Source organism: Saliniramus sp., assembly GCF_035311605.1.
In the GTDB taxonomy this organism is placed as follows: domain Bacteria; phylum Pseudomonadota; class Alphaproteobacteria; order Rhizobiales; family Beijerinckiaceae; genus Saliniramus.
Map to the genome: position 1 here is coordinate 1 of NZ_DATGCW010000188.1, position 19,803 is coordinate 19,803.

The window sequence follows — 19,803 nt, forward strand, 5'->3', positions numbered from 1 at the left end:
CGGGCCGGACGGGCTCGGACCTGTGGGCCTTACGGCGGTGCTGCTGGCTCTGTTTTCCGCCATCGCGACCTTCATCGTGCTCGCCGGCCTCACGCCGGTGGAGCCGAACGACGGTGTGACCATCGTCATGCTGTCGATCAACGGCGTGCTGGCAACGCTTTTGCTGATCATGGTCGCGCGCCAGGGCATCAAGCTCTATCGCGCAAAGAAGGCGGGGGTGGCCGGGACGCGGCTGCACCTGCGTTTCGTGACGATCTTCGCTGCCATCGCGACGGTGCCCGTCGTCGTCGTGGCGCTCGTGGCCTCGATCACGCTGTCGCGCGGACTCGATCCCTGGTTCAGTGGCTGGATCAACAATCTTCTCGAGAATACCGTCGAGATAGCCCACGCCTATCGCGAGCTGCAATGCCGCTCGCTGGCGCGCGAAACGACATTGATGGCGGCCGATCTCGACCGGGCGCGCATGCTCTACGATGCTGATCCGCAGGTTTTTCGCGATTTCATGCAGGCGCGCTCGGTCTTTCTGGGTTTCCCTGTGCTCGCCATCGTCGAGCCGAACGGCGAGGTCGTCGAGCGCATCCAGAACCTGCAGATACCGGGCGCCCGGATTCCCGATCAGGCCGAGCTGGAACAGGCGGACACACAGGATGCGCTGTGTCTCGTTCCGGCTGAGGGCGAGCTGCTGCATGCAGTGCTGCGACTCTCCGCGCACAATGATCGCATTCTCGTCGTGACCCGCTTGGTCGATCGGCGCGCGCTGGATTATCCGGAAGAGGCCGAAGCCGGGATTTCCTATTATCAAGCGCTGGAACGGCTCAGCGTCGCGATGCAGGTGGCGTTTGCGGCGATGTTCGGGATCGTCGCGGTGATCATCCTGCTCGCATCGGTCTGGTTCGGCCTGACTTATGCAAATGCCTTCGTCGGCCCGATCCGGCGTCTGATCAACGCGACGCAGCAGGTCGCGACCGGCAACTTCTACGTCCAGGTGCCGATCCGCAAGAAGGAGGGCGATCTCGCCGCGCTCAGCAGCACCTTCAACAAGATGACCTCGGAACTGCGCAGCCAGCACGACAGCCTGACCGCCGCGAGCAACCTGATCGATCGGCGCCGGCGCTTCACGGAGGCAGTGCTTTCCGGGGTCTCGGCCGGGGTGATCGGTGTCGATGCCAAGGGACGGATTACCATCGTCAATCCGACGGCGGAAAAACTCTTCGGCGTGTATGCCAATGATCTGCTCAATCAGGAAGCCCGCAGCCATCTGCCCGAACTCGCGACGCTGCTCGACGAGGCAGCGCAATCGCGTCAGCGCGCGTTGAACCAGCAGATCAGCCTGAATCGCGAGGGGCGCGAGCGCATGCTCAATGTGCGCCTCACCCGCGAGCAGGCGCATGGTGGCGATGACGGTGTGGTGATCACCCTGGATGACATCACCGATCTCGTCACCGCGCAGCGCACCTCCGCCTGGGCCGATGTGGCGCGGCGCATCGCGCACGAGATCAAGAACCCGCTGACGCCGATCCAGCTTTCGGCGGAGCGGATTCGCCGGAAATACGGCAAGGTCATCACCGAGGATCGTGCCGTCTTCGACCAATGCACCGACACGATCGTGCGCCAGGTCGAGGATATCAAGCGCATGGTCGACGAGTTTTCCTCCTTCGCGCGCATGCCCAAACCCGCCATGGGCCGTGACGATCTCGCCGATACCCTGCGTCAGACCATCTTCATGATGCGCATCGGCTATCCCGACATCACCATCAAGGATCAAGTCCCGCCCGGCCAGGTGCTGGCGCGCTTCGACCGCCGCCTCGTCGCACAGGCCCTGACCAACATCATCAAGAATGCCAGCGAAGGTATCGCCGGGCTCGAAGGGCAGGATGACGATTTCGAGGGCATGATCAGCGCACGGCTTTTCATTGATGACAGCCAGCACGCCGTCATCGAGGTTGATGACAACGGCAAGGGTTTTCCCACGGAGAACCGTGCGCGGCTCTTGGAGCCGTATATGACGACTCGCGATGGCGGTACCGGACTCGGTCTGCCAATCGTCGCGAAGATCTTCGAGGAGCACGGGGGAGGGGTCGAGCTGCTCGACAATCCTGCTGGGCGCGGGGCGCGGGTGCGTCTGTGGTTCCCGCTCGATCCTCCCGATAATGTTGACGCGGATCCCCATGAGGGGGATCGCATGAGTGTGGAAGTGAAATGAGCGCCGATATTCTGATCGTCGATGACGAAACCGATATTCGCGAACTGGTTGCCGGTATCCTCGAAGATGAGGGCCACCGCACCCGGACAGCGGGGTCATCCGACGATGCCCTTGGCGCCATCGAAGCGCGCCGGCCGCACCTGATCTTTCTCGATATCTGGCTGCAGGGCAGCCGGCTCGACGGGCTGCAGGTGCTGGAGCTGATCAAGAAGCAGCATGCCGACTTGCCGGTGGTGATGATTTCCGGCCATGGCAATATCGAGACCGCCGTTTCCGCGATCAAGCTTGGTGCCTATGACTTTATCGAAAAGCCCTTCAAGGCCGACCGGCTGCTGCTCGTTGCCGAGCGCGCCTTGGAGGCCTCACGGCTGAAGCGGGAAGTGCGGGACTTGCGCGCCCGCTCGATTCAGGCGAGCCGGATCGCCGGACGCTCAGCCACCGTCGGGCAGCTGCGCCAGACGGTCGAGCGCGTCGCGCCGACCAATGCCCGCGTGCTGGTCACCGGCGCACCCGGTTCCGGCAAGGAGCTCGTCGCACGCACGATTCACAGCATGTCGACGCGCTCCAACGGCCCGTTCGTGATCATCAATGCGGCGACCATCACGCCGGAAACCATGGAGATGGAGCTGTTCGGCGTCGAAGCCGGAGAGGGGCGCGAACGGCGGGTCGGTGCGCTCGAAGAGGCGCATGGCGGCACACTCTATCTCGACGAGATCGCCGACATGCCGCGCGAGACACAGGACCGCGTCATGCGCGTATTGGTCGAGCAGAATTTCCAACGCGTTGGCGGTGGTACCCGCGTTCATGTGGATGTGCGCATCATTTCGTCGTCGAGCCGCGATCTTCAGGCCGAGATCGCGGCTAATCGCCTCCGGCAGGATCTGTTTCATCGCCTGAGCGTTGTACCGATTCGCGTGCCGTCGCTCTCCGAGCGCCGCGAGGACGTACCGGAGCTGATCAGCTTCTTCATGGAGCAGATTTCGGCGGCGACCGGCCTGCCCAAACGGCGCATCGGCGATGATGCGATGGCGGTGCTGCAATCGCATGACTGGCCGGGAAACATCCGGCAGCTGCGCAACAATGTCGAGCGCCTGATGATTCTCGCCACCGGCGAGGCCGAGGAAGAGATCACTTCGGATATGCTGCCCAACGAAATCGGCGCCATGGTGCCGACCACGCCCTCGGGTGCAGGCGGCGAGCGCCTGATGAGTCTGCCGTTGCGCGATGCGCGCGAAATTTTCGAGCGGGAGTATCTGATGGCGCAGATCGCACGGTTTTCCGGCAATATATCGCGCACGGCCGAGTTTATCGGCATGGAGCGTTCGGCACTCCATCGAAAGTTGAAATCTCTTGGTGTGAATGCGTGAGCAGGGCGGTGAGGAAATAAGCGCGATTGCATGTGAAAAATGCGATTATCCGGCAATAGGCACTTGCTTAATGGGCGGTTGCGCCATGTAATGGCGGTGCCGGTTCAGGGCCATGCGCGGATGGTCGATCGATAACTGGGATCCTGGCGACCAAGGACCGGCGGCGACAGGATGGCGAGGCAAACTCATGGCGGGCGAGCGCGCGCAAAATCTGCAGGACACGTTTCTCAATCATGTCCGCAAGAACAAGGTTCCACTGACGATCTTCCTCGTGAACGGCGTGAAGCTGCAAGGCGTTGTGACCTGGTTCGACAATTTCTGTGTGTTGCTGAGGCGGGATGGTCACTCCCAGCTCGTCTACAAACACGCGATTTCGACCATCATGCCGGGCCAGCCCGTGCAGCTGTTCGAGCCGGCCGACGAGGGTGGCGACAGGGCGTGATTCGTGTCCACGTCTGATTCGCCGTTCGGAGAGGGGTTTACGCCGGAACCGGATACGGATGTATCGGCGGGAACCCGGACGCTGGTCGTCGGCCCCTATCTTTCGCGCAAACAGCGCGCTCTGCCCGACGGCGTCCCTGCCGCAGCCGAGAATCTGCGCCCCTTCGAGGCGCGGCTGGATGAGGCTTGCGGGCTCGCCGCCGCGATCGATCTCGACGTGGTCGAGGTTCATCTGACGACATTCCCGGCACCGCGTCCGTCGACCTATCTGGGCAAGGGCAAGGTCGAAGAGGTGAAGCTCCTCGTCGCGGCGAAGGAGATCACGCTGGTCGTGATGGATTGTGCGCTCTCACCCGTGCAGCAGCGCAATCTGGAGCGGACTTTCGGCGCCAAGGTGATCGACCGCACCGGCCTGATCCTAGAGATTTTCGGTCGCAGGGCGCGCACGCGGGAGGGTACGCTGCAGGTCGAGCTCGCCCATCTGGCTTATCAGAAGAGCCGGCTCGTGCGCTCATGGACCCATCTCGAGCGCCAGCGCGGCGGCTACGGCTTTCTCGGTGGCCCGGGCGAAACACAGATCGAGGCCGACCGGCGTCAGATCCAGGAGCGGATGACCCGGATCGAGAAGGAGCTCGAAGGCGTCACCCGCACGCGCGGGCTTCATCGGGCCAGCCGACGACGCGTTCCGTATCCGATCGTAGCCTTCGTTGGCTATACCAATGCCGGCAAATCCACCCTGTTCAACCGCATGACGCGCGCCGAGGTGATGGCGCAGGACATGCTCTTCGCGACTCTCGACCCGACATCGCGTGCCGTGGCGCTGCCCCATGGCGAGAAGGCGATCCTCTCCGACACGGTCGGCTTCATTTCCGATCTGCCGACCATGCTGGTTGCCGCCTTCCGCGCGACGCTGGAGGACGTGATCGAGGCGGATATTCTCTTGCATGTGCGCGACGTTTCCCATGGCGAGACGGAGGCGCAGGCGGCGGATGTCGAATCCGTTCTGCGCGATCTTGATGTGGACCCGTCGGATACGGCGCGCATCATCGAGGTCTGGAACAAGGCCGACCTGCTGGACGCGCCCGACCGCGAGCGCCTCGCGACCCGCGCTGCGCGGCTGCCCGAGGAGGCGCGCCCGGCGCTCGTCTCGGCCCTGACGGGGGAGGGGATAGACGCGCTGCTCCAGACCATTGAGGATCGTATCGCACGCGGGCGCCCGCAATACCACGTGCTGCTCGATCCCGCCGATGGTCAGAGTCTGAACTGGCTCTACGAGAATGCCGAGGTGATGGGGCGCGATGATCGTGACGAGGCCATCGCCATGCGTGTGCGTGTCGCGCCGGAGAAGGAGCCGCGGCTGTTGCAGCGTTTTCCGAAGGCGCGCCGCAGCAAGGGCTGAGGCGGGCGGGCGCGTTCTACGCTTTCTCGACCCGTTTTGCCGCCTGCCAGGCTGCTTCCATCTCCGCGAGATCGGCCTCTTCGAGGCTGCGCCCGGCTTTCCCGAGCGTTGCCTCGATTGCGCGGAAACGGCGCATGAACTTGACGTTCGTGGCGCGAAGCGCCGCTTCCGGGTCAATGCCGTGATGGCGTGCGAGATTGGTGACGGCAAAGAGCAGATCGCCGATCTCTTCCGAAATCGCAGCCTTGTCACCGGACGCCATCGCCTGGGCGACTTCCGCGCGCTCCTCCTCGACCTTGGCCATGACCTGCGCGGAATCGGGCCAGTCGAAGCCCACCTTTGCCGCGCGCCGCGTCAGCGTGTCGGCATGCATCAGTGCCGGCAGGCTGCCGGGAACGTCGTCGAGCAATCCCGGCGCGTCGTCACCGCGCCGCGCCCGGCGCCCGGCCTTTTCGCTCTGCTTGATTGTTTCCCATATCCGTTTGATCGCTTCCGGATCGCGGCTGTCAACATCACCGAAGACATGGGGATGGCGCCGGATCAGCTTCTCCGTGATCGCCTCGACTACACCGCCGAAATCGAAGCCCCCCTGTTCCTCCGCAATGCGCGCGTGAAACACGACCTGCAGCAGCAGATCGCCGAGTTCTTCGCGAAGATCTTCAAGATCCCCGCGCGCGATCGCATCGGCCACTTCGTGTGCTTCCTCGATCGTATAGGGCGCGATGCTGGCGAAATCCTGCCGGACATCCCAGGCGCAGCCGGTCTCGGGATCGCGCAAGGCGGCCATGATGTCGATCAGGCGGGCAATATCTCGTGAGGGCTGCAAGGGCGGCTCCGGATCGTGAGGGGAGGTCGGTTCACCTGCTCTTAACGCAACGCACCCAGACTGAACATCGATTCGCGTAGCAGTAACCAGTAGTGAGTAGCGTCAGCATGAGTGACTCGCAAGATTTTGGCGATCGGGACATCACCCGCGCCGCCTTTGACGGCCCCGCCACCAGCGGCATCACATCGTCGACCGGCAAGCCTTCCCTTTTCGAACCGCGGAGCGCGACGATCGTGCGCTTTCCCGGCGGGAGCAGTGGGGCGAGCGCCTTCCGTGATCAAAAGAGCCTGATGGATGCCGTCTACAGTGCCGGTTCGATCCCCGTCAGCGCAACCGACCGCGCGACGAAGCGCATGGCGGCGAGGTTGCAGGTTCTCGGCTTCTTCGAGATCAACGAGGTGACCGGCGACGGCGCCCTGCGACGCCTGCGTCCCTCGGAGGCGATCCTCGCCGACGAAGCCCGCCCCTGGCGGATTGCCAAACCCGCCTTCCATGCCGGGATCGAAGACGACGCTGCCACGCTGCATGCGTGACGTGTGGGGCGCAGGCCTGTTAAGTCGAACTTATCGCGGGCGGTATGCAGCGACGCCTCGCCGCTTCAATGATCAGCCGAGGCGATCGCTGCCGGGAGCGCGCCTGAGATCGCGCCCCCCTGACGAAATTCCTATAGGACCAGTGTCCTGCAGGCCGATGTGGACCGTCGACGAGCTGCTTTTGTCGGCGCCTGCGGGGATCTTGCGCTTGTGCAAGGTCGGCGGCTCGGTCTGCGGCGGGCCGCATGGCCCCCGAAAGGCGCAGGTCGCCTCCCGTTGCCGATCATCGATGAATTGGCCGGCCACTTCCATGCCCTTCGTATACAATCTGCTTTTCCATGTGTCGCAGCCCCGCAACGGAGCCGGGAATCTTCTGCGACGCGCGCAGGAGGGGGTCGGTGGAAGTCATCCAAAAACAATCAAAGATAAATTATTGTATTAAAAAACCAGCCATGATTATATACGGTAAGCTTGGCTAAGAGGAGGGGTTGATGTGCCCCACGGGCAAAACGATCCATCATTGAATGACGATATCGGCCTCGCCGAATATATCGCCTGCGCGCGGCGAGACGGCAGTGTTACGATCGATTCGCCGGATGGGAAGCTCTTCCTCGTCGCTCCAGACATCCGCAGGGAAGGTGCGCAGCTTCCTTTTGCGGAGGCAGGTTCGCTGCTTGCGCTTCCTCTTTTGCGTGCCGCCTACTCGGATCGCATGGCCTGGGTCATGTCAGTCCTGTCGGGCCTCGCTTATCTGCCCTTCGAGCGCGACCACGAGTCTTACGAGCAACTTGCGGCAGCGCTGGCGCAGGCGGATCTGGCTCTCACTGCCGTTTTCGACAGCCCGGACACCGGGACGTGCGGCTATCTCGCCCATCGGACCGACGCTTACGGCGTACTGGTTTTTCGCGGGACCGAGAAGGACCGCAAGGATATCGTCACCAATCTGAATGCGCGCTTCTACGAAACGCCGACCGGCAAGATGCATCGCGGATTCTCGCTTGCCTATAAGAGCGTGCACGGGCAGATCGAAGCCGCTCTGCAGCAGCTGCGCGAGCGCGATCCGCATTGCCAACTCTTCGTGACGGGTCACTCATTGGGTGGCGCGCTGGCGCTCAGCGCCACCTGTAACCTCGAGAAAAGTCACCTCATCGCGGCCAGTTACACCTTTGGCAGCCCCCGCGTCGGTGCGCCGGAATGGTCGGACGGGCTGAAGACGCCGGTTTATCGTGTGGTCAATGGTGCCGATTGCATCCCCACGGTGCCGGGAGGCGCGGTCTCGGAATGGCTGATCGGTCTTCTGCCGGAATGGCCGCTCATCGGTTGGCTCAAGCGGCGTGCCGAGAAGGGTTTCGTGGGCTTCCAGCATGCCGGTGATCTTCGCTTTCTCGCCGATCACGAGGGGAGGCCGTGGTTGAAGATCGGCGCCGCAGCGGGCTGGTTTCGTTTCAGGTACTTCGTCTGGGGAAAGCTCATCGGCACGGTCATGCAGCTTGCGCCCGGGCACCTTTCGGCGCTTTTTGCCGATCATGGCATCGCGGCCTATCAGCGAAAACTTGAAAGTATCGCCCGTCGGCGCAATGCCGGAAGCCTGGAATGAGGCGTGCCCCGGTTGCCGCGCCGGAGGTCGCGCCTCATGCCTCTTCCAGCGCCCTCCGCAGCTTGCGGATCAGGGCGCGCTTGCCGCGGGCATCGGCCTCGGCTTCGACGGCCTCATTGAGATCGAGGATGAGGCGCGACATCTCATTGCTCCAGTCCTGATGCGCCACGGCCTCGTGTGGCACGCGCGGATGGCGCTCGGTTTCGTTCAGGACGGCGCCCTCGGGGGTGAGCGTGAAGTGATCATCGAGCTGCGGCAGGTGGATGCGATCGCGCGGCACGATATCGGCAATGCGAGCAGCCAGCCCGTTCAGAGCCTGCTCCTCGCCATGGGTGAGGAAGATACCGCCCTTGATCGGCATTCGATCGGCGATCCAGTCGCGCAGGCCCGCGCCGTCTGCATGGCCGGAATAGAGGTCGAGCGTACGGATGCGGGCGCGCACGCGGATCTCGTCCCCCATGATTCGGACCCGATCCGCGCCTTCCTGAAGGATCCGCCCGAGCGTACCCTGGGCCTGAAAGCCGACGAACAGCACGGTCGCCTTGCTGTTCCATAGCCAGTGCTTGAGATGATGACGTACGCGACCCGCATCAGCCATGCCGCTGGCCGAGATGATGATATGGAAGCCGCTGAGCCGATCGAGCGATTTGGAGGCCTCGACGCTCTCGGTAAAGCGCACATAGGGTGCGCGCATCGCCTCGCGCAAGGCGTCGCCGTGTTCGAGCTCATGAGCGTGAGCGGCGAAGGTCTCACTGGCGCGGGTGGCGAGTGGTGAATCGATGAAGATCGGCGTGCGCGGGATGGCGCGGCTGTCGATCAGATGGGCAAGATCGACGAGAAGCTCCTGCGTGCGCTCGACGGCGAAGGAGGGGATGATCAGCGCCCCACCGGCCTCCATCGCGCCGACCACCTCCTTGCGCAGCAATGCACGCCTTTGCGCCTCGCTCGCATCGCTGCGGTCACGATCGCCATAGGTGCTCTCGCAGATCACATAATCGAAGCCGTTCGGCGCATCCGGATCAGGATGAAGCAGCTTGAATTCCGGGCCGATATCGCCGGAAGCCAGCAATCGCAAGGGGTTGCCTCCATTTCCTGAAGCGATTTCGAATTCTACGGAGGCTGAACCGAGCAGGTGGCCGGCATTCCAGAAGCGGATCCGGATACCCGGAGCGACGCTCTGCCAACTCTCATAGGCAACCGGCGAGAACTGTTCCAGCGCCTGTGTGGCAGCCTGTGCCGTATAGATCGGCGTGACCTGCTTGCGTCCGCGCCGGGCGTTGCGGCGATTGAGCTGGGCAACCTCCATCTCCTGGATATGGCCGGAATCCGGGAGCATGATGCGGCACAGATCCGTCGTCGGTGCGGTTGCGAAGATCGGGCCGGCAAAGCCTGCGCCACTCAGTTTGGGCACGAGGCCGGAATGGTCGATATGCGCATGGGTCAGCACCAGCGCATCGAGCGAGGCGGGATTGAATGGGAAGGGGCGATAGTTGAGCTCACGCTCGGATTTGGCGCCCTGCACCAGCCCGCAATCGATCAGTACCTTCGCCGCGGCGCTCTGGAGCAGAAAGCACGAGCCTGTCACCGCATGCGCGGCACCGTGAAAGGTGAGCGTGACCATCAGTAATCCTCCCCGGAGAGCGGGCTTTGCCGCTTTCTGATTCTCCGGAGAGTTTAGACGCGCAAACGGCGGCGCGCGAGGCTCACCCCTGATCCTCGCAGCGTTTCACTACCTCCTTGACCTGCAGAAAGCTGTCGGGCGTGACGGAAATCGTATCGATGCCCTTCTCGACGAGGAAAGCCGCGAATTCCGGGTGGTCGCTCGGCGCCTGGCCGCACAGGCCGATCTTGACCCCGGCCTTGTTGGCCGCCTCTATCACATGACCGATCATCCATTTCACCGCCGTATCCTGCTCGTCGAACAATTGCGACAGGCTGCCCGCATCGCGATCGACGCCAAGCGTAAGCTGGGTGAGATCGTTGGAGCCGATCGAAAACCCGTCGAAGCGTTTGGCGAATTCCTCGGCGAGGATGACGTTGGAGGGGATCTCGCACATCACATAGACCTGCAAGCCCTTCTCGCCGCGCAGCAAACCGTTCTCCGCCATCACTTCGAGCACTTTGTCGGCCTCGTCGAGGGACCGGCAGAAGGGGATCATCACGACGACATTGTCGAGGCCGATTTCCTCGCGCAGCTTGCGGATGGCGCGGCATTCGAGCGCGAAACCGTCGCGATAGCGATCGGAATAATAGCGCGAGGCGCCCCGGAAGCCGAGCATCGGGTTCTCTTCCTGCGGCTCGAACTGGGCGCCGCCGATCAGCCCGGCATATTCGTTGGTCTTGAAGTCGCTCATCCGCACGATGGTCGGCTTGGGGTAATAGGTCGCCGCGATCTTTGCGAGCCCCTGGGCCAGCCGGTCGACAAAATAGTCGCCCTTGTCGTCGTATCCGCGTGTCAGCTCCTCAATCGTCTTGCGCGCCTCGTCATCTTCCAGCTTGTCGAAGCGGGTAAGGGCGACCGGATGGACCTTGATCCAGTTGTTGATGACAAATTCCATGCGCGCAAGGCCGACACCCTCAGCCGGCAGGCGCCACCAGCGGAAGGCGGCGGAGGGGTTGCCGACATTGAGCATGATCTTCGTGCGCGTCTCGGGAATGTCGTCGAGGGACAGTGTCTCGACGTCATATTCGCCGATCCCCTCATAAACGAAACCCTCATCACCCTCGGCGCAGGAAACGGTGACCTCCTGCTCGTCGTGCAGGGTCTGAGTCGCGTCGCCGGTGCCCACGAGCGCCGGCAGGCCGAGCTCGCGGCTGACGATGGCGGCATGGGAAGTGCGCCCGCCATGGTCGGTGACGATCGCGGCAGCGCGTTTCATGATCGGCACCCAGTCGGGATCGGTGGTGTCGGTGACCAGGATCGAACCATCGACGAACTTGTCGATATCCTTGACGCTCTTGATCACGCTGACTTCGCCGGTGACGACGCTGTCGCCGATGGCGAGACCGGAGACGAGCGTCTTGCCCTTCTTCGTTACCGTATAATGCTTCAACTCACCGGCATCGAGCCGCGATTGCACGGTCTCCGGGCGCGCCTGGACGATGAACAGCCCGCCATTCTCGCCATCGCGGGCCCATTCGATATCCATCGGGCATTCATAGTGGCGCTCGATATCACGCGCCCAGCGCGCAAGCTGGACGATCTCCGCGTCGCTGAGCACCTGTGCATCACGCTCCTTCTGCGACGTCTTGACGTTGCGCACGGGATTATCACCGGATTTGGCGTAGATCATCTTGATCTTCTTGGAGCCGCGCTTCTTCTCGAGGATCGGCATCAGCTTCTCGTTGTCGAGCAGAGGCTTGAACACGGTATATTCATCCGGATCGACCGCGCCCTGCACCACGTTCTCGCCAAGCCCCCAGGCGGCGTTGATCAGCACGGCGCGCTCGAAGCCGGTCTCGGTATCGATCGAAAACATCACGCCGGATGCGCCGATATCGGCGCGCACCATTTTCTGCACGCCGACCGAAAGCGCGACCTTGAAATGGTCGAAACCCTTGGCCTTGCGATAGCTGATCGCGCGGTCGGTGAAGAGCGACGCGTAGCAGCGCCGGCAGGCATCGAGCAGCGCCTTCTCGCCAGTGATGTTGAGGAAGCTCTCCTGCTGGCCGGCAAAGCTCGCATCGGGCAAGTCTTCTGCAGTGGCACTCGAACGAACAGCGACATCCGCCTCGTTCATATCATATTTTCCGGAAAGCTCACGATAGGAGGCGAGGATATTCTCGGCCAGATCCTTCGGCCATGCCGCCTTCACGAAAGCCTTGCGGATGGCTTTGCCGGTCTCGGCCAGACTGGCATCACCATTCTCCCAGGCGCCGATATGATCGGCGATGAAATCGCGCAGATCATTGGCATCAACGAAGCGCCAATAGGCGTCGGATGTGGTGGCGAAACCATCCGGGACGCTGATGCCATGGCCCTTCAGGGTCTGGACCATTTCGCCCAGAGAGGAATTCTTGCCCCCGACCTTCTCGCCATCCTTGCGCCGCAGGCCCTCGAACCAGATCACGAATTCGTCGGATTCAGCCATGACGATCTCCCCGTTTGCATGTGTGCGAAAAGCTCTTGATTGCACACAGCCTGACGCGTGGCGCACGATTACGCCTTGAGAAAGGTCAAGCCATGTACCGGGAGCAACGCTTCACAGGCGCGGGGGTTTCACCGGATTCGCGAACGTTGCCACCAGCCCGATCCGGCTCTGCAGGGTTGCGAGATTCGCGTTGCTGAGGCTCGCGCCCACGCCTTCGTGGCGGATTACCGGAATGTCCGGATGGGTGCGCTCGAGCCGGTCGGCAAAGGCGGCGAAGGCCGCATCGGTGCGCGCGTCGCTGTCACCGGGAATGTCGAGCAGCACGGCATCTGGCTCGACGATCGAGGCGAAGACGTCCGGCGCCGCTTCAACGGAGGTGGTGATGCTGGCATAGCCCAGTTCGGCCAGTTCGGCTGAAAGGGCCGCCTGCGGTTCACGATCGCCGTTATCAACGACGATGATACGCTTGAGATCTGACATGCGATGTCCAGGGCCGGGTGTGATCGATAGCCACCTCGATAATAAGGCTAGCCGCCGCGCGTTCCGGAGTCGAGTGTGAAATACCCGTATTCTCCTGCAATTTTATGCAGTGCAAATCAGCGATCAGGCTGCCGGATCGGTGCCGGAGGCGGGGGCGCGGGTCACGCCGATGACGATTCCGGCAAAAACCTCTGCAATGAACCCGCAATCGCGCCAGATATCCGCCTCGACCGGCGGTGTCCGCCCGTCAAGCGGTGCGGCCTGCGCCGCCATGCCGCGAAACTGAATGCTTCCATCCGCCTCACGCCGCACGGCCAGCATGGAAGCATCCGCATCCGGCCTGTCGAGCGAAAGGGCGAAACGCCCCCGCGCATCGCGAGGCTGGGTGAGCAGTGCGATTTCACCGAAGGCGAGGGCGTCAGTCACGCCGTGGGTGAGGGGCGTCTGCGCCTTGAAGCGGACCGGTGCCTCATGCACGAGCACAACGCCACAGAGATTTTCAGGGAAGTCGAGCCGTGCGAGATCGACCTCCGTCCAGCCGGGTGCGACGAGCCGTAACGGCCCCTCACCGGGGAGGCTCTGCGCCAGCGCATTGCTCGAAAACAGCCCGTGCGCTTCAAGCGCACAGCCGCTGACCAATGCCGCCATCAGACCGGTAGTGAGCCCGCGATGATCATCCTGCGCGATCAGCGTGAGCAGCCGCTCCCGTGGCGACATGTCTGTCGCGGCGACGAAGCTCTCGGCGGCGGCACGCGCCGAAGCCCAGCTGCGAAACCATGCCACTGGCGCGCCGTCCGCCTTACCGTCGGATTGATCGAAGCTGACATAACCCGACGGCCCCGGCACAGCAGCCGGATCGGCCGATATCGCAGCCGGCACGCCGGATTGCGCCATGACAGCGTCGAGATCGGTGAAGCCGTCGGGGACGGCAGGGCCGAAAGCGGTGAGGAAACGCAGGCCGAAATAACGCATGGCGAGGTCGCGCCATTCCAGTGCCGGAGTCAGTTCGCCGACGCGGCTCTGCGTCGCGACGCCGACAAGGCCGAGGCTTTCGACGACGGAGCCGATCTGCTCCGGGGACCATGAGAGCGGGATCAGGCAGGGCGTGAGGCCCGCGCGCTCCAGCGCGGCGATGGTGAGACAGGCCTCGGGCCCAGCGGGGAGGGCGACGCCGAACAAGGCGCGCGGCGGCAGACCGAACGTGGCTAATTGCGCCGCGAGCCGGGATATTGCCATCTCGGCCTCGGCATTGGTGAGCGAAATTTCTTCGCGCCCCGACCATTGCATGCCGCCGGGTTGCGGGAGGAGGGCGGTCCCACCGGGATCGGCCAATGCGCGCCGCGCGAACAGGGCGGCGGGGCCGTTCGCGTTTGTGTCAGCCGGCGATGGGGATTCCTCGCCGGTATCCGGCGCCCAACGTGCCTGTGCGGGCGGTTTCATGAACACCGCGTCCCCCCATTTTGCGATTCGTCCGGCTTGATCATGCCGCGTCACTCCGATTCGCGCCACCACAGTTCCGGCGGCAGACCCATCATCGGTACCGCATCCGGTCGCCGCAGCCCGGCATCATTGGCAAGCCACAGATCAGGCTGGTGCATCAGCGGGATGGCGTAGAAGCCGGAGAGCAGCACACGATCGAGTGCGCGCACGGCGGCGACGAATTCCTCGCGGTCATGCGCTTCGAGCATCGCATCGATCATCGCGTCGATCGCCGGTTCCTGCGCGCCGGCGAAGTTGAGCGAGCCGTCATTCTGCGCGGCGACGGAACTCCAGCGGTTGCGCTGCTCGTTGCCGGGCGAGGCCGAAACGCCCCAGGTCCACTCGATCATGTCGAAATCGAAGGAGGCGAGCCGGCGCCAGTATTGCGCGTCGTCCACGATGCGCACACGCATGTCGATGCCGAGCCGGCGCAGGTTCTGCGCGTAGTTCAGCGCGAGGCGTTCCTGCGTGCGGGAAACGGCAAGGAATTCAAAGGCGAAGGGCTCACCGCTCGCGCTGTGGCGCAGCGCGTTGCCGTCGAGGCGCCAGCCAGCGTCGGCGAGGAGATTCATGGCAAAACGCGCCATCGCCCGGTCACGCCCGGAACCATCCGGACCGGGCGGCTGCCAGGTTCCGTCCATGATCCCGGGACGCACCGCATCGGGGAAGGGGGCAAGCAGGGTGCGCTCGGCCTCGGTCGCCGAATGGCCGGTCGAAGCGAGTTCGGAGCCCTCGAAATAGCTCTGCGTGCGCGCCATCAGCCCGTAGGAGAGATTGCGGTTGACCCATTCGAAATCGAACAGCGCCGTCAGCGCCTCCCGCACGCGGATATCCGAAAACAGATCCCGGCGGGTGTTGAAGACGAAGCCGTTCATGCCACGCGGTTGATCGATCGGGACTTCCGCGCGCACGATAAGCCCGTCATTCAGGCCGGGAAAATCATAGCCCGTGGCCCAGCGCGTGGCATCATTCTCGATGCGAAGATCATAAAGTCCCGTCTTGAAAGCCTCGAACATCGTATTGCCATCTCGAAAGAATTCGTAACGGATCGTGTCGAAATTGTACTTTCCGCGACGGCTCGGTAGATCCGCGCCCCAATAATCTTCGCGCCGGGTGAGCGTGAGCCGTTCGCCGGGGCGGACGTCGCTGACCATGTAAGGCCCGGAGCCGATCGGGCCCTCCAGGAAGGTCGTCTGGAACGTCTCGGCATCCATGGCATGGGCCGGCATCACCCGCATCAGGCCGAGCAGCAGCGGCAACTCGCGATCATCGGTCTGTGACAGGTCGAAGCGGATGGTGCGATCATCAATGATTTCCACTTCGGAGACCTGCCCGTAATTCGCGCGGAAATAGGGGCGCCCGTATTCCCTGAGCGTCTCGAAGCTGAAGGCGACGTCGTGCGCTGTCACCGGCTCGCCATCGGCGAAACGGGCGGCGGGATTCAGCCGAAACGTGATCGACGAGCGGTCATCCGGCAGCGCCACGGCCTCGGCCAGCAGCGGATAGAGCGAGAAAGGCTCGTCGAGGGAGCGCGCCATCAGCGGTTCGAGGACGTAATTGGGCACAGCATCCGGCGCCACGCCGCGCACGATATAGGTGTTGAGGCTGTCGAAGGTGCCATGCAACGCTCTGGTGAAGCGCCCGCCCTTAGGCGCATCAGGGTTCGCATAGGGAAAATGCGAAAAATCCGCCGGCAATGCCGGTTCGCCATGCATGGCGATGCCGTGGCTCCAGGTAACCGGTCCGTCCTGCGCGGCGGCCTGGTCGCCTCCGAGCAAGGTGGCCACGGCCAGGCCGAGAGCAAGTGCGCAATGCATGGCGAAGACGGTGCAGCGCGAGACATGGCGAGGCATGGGAAATCCTTCAGTGTGACGCGATTCTCGAATCACCATGATCCTATCATGATCATCGCCTGCGAAAACGACTGGAAAGCGGCGCGGTGAAACGCTAGAAGGGCGTCGCAGATGCCATCGCTTCGCCGTATTCGGCGATCACGGCGTGGTGTCATCAGGATTACAGGGTCGCAACGGCGGCGCAGTGGCGGCGCCGGGCACCATCGAACCATGAAGGATCAACGCATGGCATTCTCGACGCGCCCCGCGAAAATGCGGACCTCCCTGGGCCTGGTCGCAGCCCTCGCCATTGCAGGCGTTGCGATCGCTCCCGGCGCCGTGCTCGCGCAAACTCCGCCGCCCGAGGGGGCCGCCCCGATGGCGCCTACACAAGGGCAGGGTGGCGGCCCGGTGACCGTTCCGGTCGTCCCCGAGCCTTCGCAAACGGAGTGGACCAAGGTCTGTGGCACAGATCCCGCGACCGAGGCGGAAATCTGCTATACCACGCGCGACTTCGTCTCCGAGGATGGCGAGCCGCTGATGGCCGTGGCCGTGTATGACATCGAAGGCGGCGAGGCGAATGAGCCGAACCGTGTCGTGCGCATGCTGATGCCGCTGGGTCTGTTGCTGCAGCCCGGCATCCGCTTCGCGGCCGATCAGAATCGCCCGATCAATGGCAGCTATGCGATCTGCTTCCCCAATGGCTGCTTCGCCGAGGCGAATATCGACGATGACGTTATCGACCAGTTCAAGGCCGGCGAGACGCTCAATGTCAGCGTCCAGAACCAGGTCGGCCAGGTCGTGACCTTCGCCGTGCCGCTTGAGGGCTTCACTGCGGGTTTCGAGGGTGATCCGATCGACCCGCAGGAGCTGGAAGAGCAGCAGCGCCGTCTCCAGGAAGAGCTGCAGCGTCGTTCCGACGAGATGCGCGAGCGTCTTCAGCAGCAAGCCCAGTGATTTCCCTGCACCGTCTTGGGCATTAAAGAAAGCCGGGTTTTGCGACCCGGCTTTTTTCATTGGGCGCGCGGCCCGTTCTCAGTTCGCGGTGCCGGCTTTCGGGCGATAGGCCCCGTCGGGCTGGCGCTCGAACATCGAGGGCACCATCGGGTGGCGCAAGGGTGCGTCGGAATCGTCGGGCACGAGATTTTGCTCCGAAACATAGGCGACGTATTCCGTCTGCGCGTTCTCGGCGAAGAGATGGTAGAATGGCTGCTCCTTGTGCGGGCGCACATCCTCCGGGATCGCCAACCACCATTCCTCGGTATTGGCAAATGCCGGATCGACGTCGAAGATGATGCCGCGGAACGGATAATACCGATGCCGAACCACTTGTCCGATCGAGAACTTGGCGACGCGTACTGTCATGCCTGACCCCTTTCGCTACAGAAAATAGGTGCTTTCCCTTCGGAATCAAAGGCCGAATGGCGTACGATCCCCGCATATCCGCGCAGGTTGCCGGAAGCCGTGTGGGTGTTATTCATCGGTTGTCGAAATGCCGCCTGCCCGATTAGGGTGAGCACCCGTACGCCTCGCCCTTGTTTCGGAGCAACCCAGCATGTCCGATCTGATCGGGCTTCTCGATCTGATCGCCCCGTTCTTCGGGCTGATCGCCATAGGATTCATCTGTGCGAAGCTCGTCGATCTGGAGAACGGCGGGCTTGCCTGGATGCAGTTCTTCCTGATCTATATTGCGCTGCCCTGCCTGTTTTTCCGCCTGGTCGCCGACAAGCCGATCGATGAGCTTGCCAACTGGCCCTTCGTCATCGCGACGACGCTGGCGACCTATTGCGCCTTCGCGCTCGCCTTCACCGCCGGCTGGTGGTTTACGCGTGATCTGCCCCAGGCGGTGATGCAAGGGGTGGCGGGGTCCTATTCCAATATCGGTTATATGGGCCCGCCGCTGATCCTGGCCGCGCTCGGCCCGGCCGCGACGGCGCCGGTGGTGCTGATCTTCGTCTTCGACAACCTGCTGCTGTTCTCGCTGATTCCGCTCCTGATGGCGATTGCCGGTGTCGAGAAGCAGGGCCCGTTGCGAATGGCGGGGGAGGTGGCTTTTCGCGTCGTCACCCATCCGTTCAATATCGCAACCGTGCTGGGCGTGGTCTTCAGCTATTTCGCGCTGTCTGTGCCCTCGACCATCGACACCATGACCGAATGGCTCGCCAACGCCGCCGCGCCCTCGGCGCTGTTTCTGCTCGGCGTCACCGTGGCGCTGACGGGCGGGGGCAAGACGAAGCGAATCCCGCCGGAGGTGCCGTTTCTCGTGGTGATCAAGCTGATCATCCACCCCTTGCTGGTCTGGGTGCTGCTCTCGGCGATCGGGGTGTTCGATCCGATGTGGGTGTTCGCCGCGATCGTGATGGCGGCGCTGCCGCCCGCGCTCAACATCTTCGTGATCTCCACGCAGTACAATGTCGGAATCGAGCGTGCCTCCGCCTGCGTGCTGGCCGGGACGGTGGTCTCGGTGGTGACGCTGACAGCCTTCCTCTGGCTCATCCGCAGCGGTCGCCTGCCGCATGATCTGTTTCCGATGTGAGGGTAGGGGGAAGGGTGTAATTCCTTTAAACCGAACGGTTGTGATTTGTTTTTTAAGATGATCGCGCTCCATGAACGTCGCGCCACACCTTCCCTTTCCCCGGTGAAGAGGGGCTGGGGGTGATGACGGCGACGACATTGACGGTCTGGCCGGTGCCCTGGAGGATGCGGCGGAGGCGTTCGAGCGCGGCGCGCAGTGGCCGGCGGCGTTGCTGTGGCCGGATCCGGAGCGGCAGTTCACCGCCGTGTTTCCACGCTTGCGGGAAATGCTGGCGGCGTGCGGCGTTGCTCTCTACCAGCCGGGAGATTACGCTCCCAAAGAGGGGGTCGGTCCGGCCATCTGGCTGCGCTGCCTGATCGATACCGATTTCCCTGGTGCCTCGCCGGGAGAGGGCATAATCCCGGTCATTCTGATGCCCGATATCGCGGGCGCGGCGCTTAAACATCCGCAGACGCTGCCGCGCACGGTGCGTCCGCTGGTCGATCTGCAAATTCGCGGCGATGTCTTCCGCAACCGGCGTCAGGCGCGCGACTGGAATGTCGGGCCGTTCCTGCGCTCGCCAGAGCAGTGCCTCGGACTTGATGTTGCGACCGACCAGCGCACCGATGAAGCCGCCGCTGCCGCGCTGTCGACCCTGCTCGATTATCCTCTCGTCGACCTGCCCGACCGCAAGCTGACGGCAGAGGAATTTCATCGTCTGATCGAGCCCGACGAGGTGCGAGGGCTGTTGCTGTGGATCTCCGATCCGGATGGCGCAAGGGCGGGCCGCAGCGCGGGTGAATGGTCGAGCTTCCAGGCGCTGATTCGCGCAATTTGATGCGCGAGGCCGAGCCGAAGCAGGACGGCCTGTTCGACGATCCGGCGCCTGGCACATCCGCGGACAATCTGCATCGCGAAACGCTGCTGGCGGGCGAACTGGAGCGCGCGGCGGACCTCCCGCATGCGGAAGCGATCGCGCGCATCATTGCGCTCGAAAAGCAGTATCGTCCACGCGGTACAACACGCTGGGCGCGCCTCGG

At 63.3% G+C, this 19,803-nt stretch carries 17 protein-coding genes; 10 read left to right on the top strand and 7 right to left on the bottom strand.

From position 1 onward, the window contains the following. The 4 genes from VKP01_RS08620 to hflX all read left to right on the top strand — a co-directional run. A partial coding sequence (locus VKP01_RS08620; RefSeq protein ID WP_324411741.1) for a PAS domain-containing sensor histidine kinase occupies positions 1–2,203 on the top strand: 2,203 nt, incomplete at its 5' end. Beyond that, positions 2,200–3,570 carry a sigma-54 dependent transcriptional regulator gene (locus tag VKP01_RS08625; RefSeq protein WP_324411742.1) on the top strand — a complete coding sequence of 457 codons (1,371 nt, stop codon included), beginning with the start codon at positions 2,200–2,202 and terminating at the stop codon, positions 3,568–3,570. The genes VKP01_RS08620 and VKP01_RS08625, both read left to right, overlap by 4 nt. Before the next feature lie 187 nt (positions 3,571–3,757). Beyond that, on the top strand, positions 3,758–4,012 hold the full coding sequence (gene hfq / locus VKP01_RS08630; protein WP_228698317.1) for an RNA chaperone Hfq: 255 nt from the start codon (positions 3,758–3,760) through the stop codon (positions 4,010–4,012). A 3-nt stretch (positions 4,013–4,015) separates the two neighbouring features. Beyond that, positions 4,016–5,410 (top strand): GTPase HflX, encoded by a 1,395-nt coding sequence (gene hflX, locus VKP01_RS08635; protein ID WP_324411743.1) that lies wholly within the window; start codon positions 4,016–4,018, stop codon positions 5,408–5,410. 16 nt (positions 5,411–5,426) lie between these two features. On the opposite strand, the gene mazG is transcribed toward hflX, so the two are convergent. Continuing rightward, a complete protein-coding gene (gene mazG, locus VKP01_RS08640) occupies positions 5,427–6,236 on the bottom strand; it encodes a nucleoside triphosphate pyrophosphohydrolase (protein ID WP_324411744.1) in 810 nt (269 codons plus the stop codon). A 107-nt stretch (positions 6,237–6,343) separates the two neighbouring features. Here mazG and VKP01_RS08645 point away from each other — a divergent pair, with 107 nt between their 5' ends. Both VKP01_RS08645 and VKP01_RS08650 read left to right on the top strand, forming a co-directional pair. Then, on the top strand, positions 6,344–6,769 hold the full coding sequence (locus VKP01_RS08645; protein WP_324411745.1) for a hypothetical protein: 426 nt from the start codon (positions 6,344–6,346) through the stop codon (positions 6,767–6,769). Between the two features lie 520 nt (positions 6,770–7,289). Continuing rightward, a complete protein-coding gene (locus VKP01_RS08650; protein WP_324411746.1) occupies positions 7,290–8,366 on the top strand; it encodes a lipase family protein in 1,077 nt (358 codons plus the stop codon). Between the two features lie 34 nt (positions 8,367–8,400). Here the strand turns inward: VKP01_RS08650 and VKP01_RS08655 are convergent, their stop codons facing one another. The 5 genes from VKP01_RS08655 to VKP01_RS08675 form a co-directional block, all read right to left on the bottom strand. Then, a complete protein-coding gene (locus VKP01_RS08655) occupies positions 8,401–9,987 on the bottom strand; it encodes an MBL fold metallo-hydrolase (protein ID WP_324411747.1) in 1,587 nt (528 codons plus the stop codon). Positions 9,988–10,069: 82 nt separating this feature from the next. Next, positions 10,070–12,457 carry a phosphoenolpyruvate synthase gene (gene ppsA, locus VKP01_RS08660; RefSeq protein WP_324411748.1) on the bottom strand — a complete coding sequence of 796 codons (2,388 nt, stop codon included), beginning with the start codon at positions 12,455–12,457 and terminating at the stop codon, positions 10,070–10,072. Between the two features lie 111 nt (positions 12,458–12,568). Further along, the gene (locus VKP01_RS08665; protein WP_324411749.1) at positions 12,569–12,937 is read right to left on the bottom strand and encodes a hypothetical protein; all 369 of its coding nucleotides are present in this window, start codon (positions 12,935–12,937) and stop codon (positions 12,569–12,571) included. Between the two features lie 123 nt (positions 12,938–13,060). Beyond that, positions 13,061–14,377 (bottom strand): hypothetical protein, encoded by a 1,317-nt coding sequence (locus tag VKP01_RS08670; protein ID WP_324411750.1) that lies wholly within the window; start codon positions 14,375–14,377, stop codon positions 13,061–13,063. Positions 14,378–14,427: 50 nt separating this feature from the next. Then, positions 14,428–16,269, bottom strand: a complete 1,842-nt coding sequence (locus VKP01_RS08675; RefSeq protein WP_324411751.1) for an extracellular solute-binding protein — start codon at positions 16,267–16,269, stop codon at positions 14,428–14,430. 225 nt (positions 16,270–16,494) lie between these two features. Between VKP01_RS08675 and VKP01_RS08680 the strand changes: the two genes are divergently transcribed. Next, positions 16,495–17,205 carry an invasion associated locus B family protein gene (locus VKP01_RS08680; RefSeq protein WP_324411752.1) on the top strand — a complete coding sequence of 237 codons (711 nt, stop codon included), beginning with the start codon at positions 16,495–16,497 and terminating at the stop codon, positions 17,203–17,205. Positions 17,206–17,283: 78 nt separating this feature from the next. On the opposite strand, the gene hspQ is transcribed toward VKP01_RS08680, so the two are convergent. Beyond that, entirely contained in the window at positions 17,284–17,613 is a 330-nt protein-coding gene (gene hspQ, locus VKP01_RS08685) for a heat shock protein HspQ (protein ID WP_324411753.1), read from the bottom strand. A gap of 190 nt (positions 17,614–17,803) precedes the next feature. Here hspQ and VKP01_RS08690 point away from each other — a divergent pair, with 190 nt between their 5' ends. The 3 genes from VKP01_RS08690 to VKP01_RS08700 all read left to right on the top strand — a co-directional run. Then, positions 17,804–18,784 carry an AEC family transporter gene (locus tag VKP01_RS08690; protein ID WP_324411754.1) on the top strand — a complete coding sequence of 327 codons (981 nt, stop codon included), beginning with the start codon at positions 17,804–17,806 and terminating at the stop codon, positions 18,782–18,784. Positions 18,785–19,028: 244 nt separating this feature from the next. Next, a complete protein-coding gene (locus tag VKP01_RS08695) occupies positions 19,029–19,601 on the top strand; it encodes a hypothetical protein (protein ID WP_324411755.1) in 573 nt (190 codons plus the stop codon). After that, positions 19,601–19,803, top strand: a 203-nt coding sequence (locus VKP01_RS08700; RefSeq protein WP_324411756.1) for a hypothetical protein, incomplete at its 3' end; no start/stop codon positions are given. The genes VKP01_RS08695 and VKP01_RS08700, both read left to right, overlap by 1 nt.

Bases quoted from the DNA above. Each gene is read 5' to 3' on its own strand.
- hfq (WP_228698317.1), top strand. From the start codon at position 3,758: ATGGCGGGCGAGCGCGCGCAAAATCTGCAGGACACGTTTCTCAATCAT.
- hspQ (WP_324411753.1), bottom strand. From the start codon at position 17,613: ATGACAGTACGCGTCGCCAAGTTCTCGATCGGACAAGTGGTTCGGCAT.
- VKP01_RS08655 (WP_324411747.1), bottom strand. From the start codon at position 9,987: ATGGTCACGCTCACCTTTCACGGTGCCGCGCATGCGGTGACAGGCTCG.
- ppsA (WP_324411748.1), bottom strand. From the start codon at position 12,457: ATGGCTGAATCCGACGAATTCGTGATCTGGTTCGAGGGCCTGCGGCGC.
- VKP01_RS08680 (WP_324411752.1), top strand. From the start codon at position 16,495: ATGGCATTCTCGACGCGCCCCGCGAAAATGCGGACCTCCCTGGGCCTG.
- VKP01_RS08675 (WP_324411751.1), bottom strand. From the start codon at position 16,269: ATGCCTCGCCATGTCTCGCGCTGCACCGTCTTCGCCATGCATTGCGCA.
- VKP01_RS08665 (WP_324411749.1), bottom strand. From the start codon at position 12,937: ATGTCAGATCTCAAGCGTATCATCGTCGTTGATAACGGCGATCGTGAA.
- VKP01_RS08625 (WP_324411742.1), top strand. From the start codon at position 2,200: ATGAGCGCCGATATTCTGATCGTCGATGACGAAACCGATATTCGCGAA.
- VKP01_RS08670 (WP_324411750.1), bottom strand. From the start codon at position 14,377: ATGAAACCGCCCGCACAGGCACGTTGGGCGCCGGATACCGGCGAGGAA.
- VKP01_RS08690 (WP_324411754.1), top strand. From the start codon at position 17,804: ATGTCCGATCTGATCGGGCTTCTCGATCTGATCGCCCCGTTCTTCGGG.
- VKP01_RS08645 (WP_324411745.1), top strand. From the start codon at position 6,344: ATGAGTGACTCGCAAGATTTTGGCGATCGGGACATCACCCGCGCCGCC.